This is a genomic window from Oleiphilus sp. HI0086 (assembly GCF_001635225.1).
Genome location: NZ_LWFZ01001086.1, coordinates 1 through 849, shown reverse-complemented (window position 1 = coordinate 849; position 849 = coordinate 1). Strand labels below are relative to the sequence as shown.

Here is an 849-nt window from a genome sequence, read left to right as displayed (position 1 = left end):
AAAGTCTATCAGGAGCTATTCCGTGAAAATGATTGCTTCCATAGTATCAGCACCTGCTTTTATCGAGATACCCAGTTCATTGCCAGCATCACCTTTTACCGCCCAGATACTCAGCAGGATTTTGATAACCAAACAAAGAAAATTCTCGGCATCTTTGTACCACACCTAACGCGCGCTTTTACCATATCCACCCAAACCAAACTTGCCCAGCTACAAAGCCAGGTGCAAGAGCAGCTAAAAAGTAGTACTGAAGCTGCTATTTTTTTGGTGATGGAGAATTATGTCTCCAAACCTATGAACGCCCGGGCAGAAGAGTTTGCAAAATCGAGTGAGGTGCTCACCTTAAAACATGACCGCCTCGCACTGAAGAACCCTGCCGCCAACAAGCGGCTACAGCACCTTGTCATGCAATGCATTCTTGCTTCGCAGGGAATAGATTTGTTTCCAGGAGGCTTCATTCGTTTAGATGCATACGTTGGTGGAGGCAATGAATGGCATATTGGTGTTACGCCCTACCGAAAGTCTGCGCATGAAAATAAGATATGGAAAGCGAAAGGTTCACTCGTGGTGATGCGTCCTGTCGAGAAAGACAGCTTTGAGAAGCTCAATCTAGTCCTGGCTGACTTTTATGGCCTGACCGCCTCCGAGACACAAGTTCTCAGCAAGGTGATATCTGGGCTATCAGGCTCAGAAATCGCCGAAGAGCTCAAGCTCACTAAAGAGTGCGTTCGCTCTCGCTTGAAAAAGATATACCAAAAAACAGGTGTATCGAATCAAGTTCAGTTAACACACAATATACTGGAAGGCCCCTACAAACTGGCCAACATGTTAGGATAAACAAACAGGCAT

Annotated in this window: 1 protein-coding gene; it reads left to right on the top strand. The window is 45.8% G+C overall.

The genetic code is table 11. The features are described 5' to 3' along the window. Positions 1-837: helix-turn-helix transcriptional regulator (locus A3756_RS19220; protein ID WP_082865376.1), on the top strand; the 837-nt coding region annotated here is incomplete at its 5' end. Between the last annotated feature and the right edge of the window lie 12 nt (positions 838-849).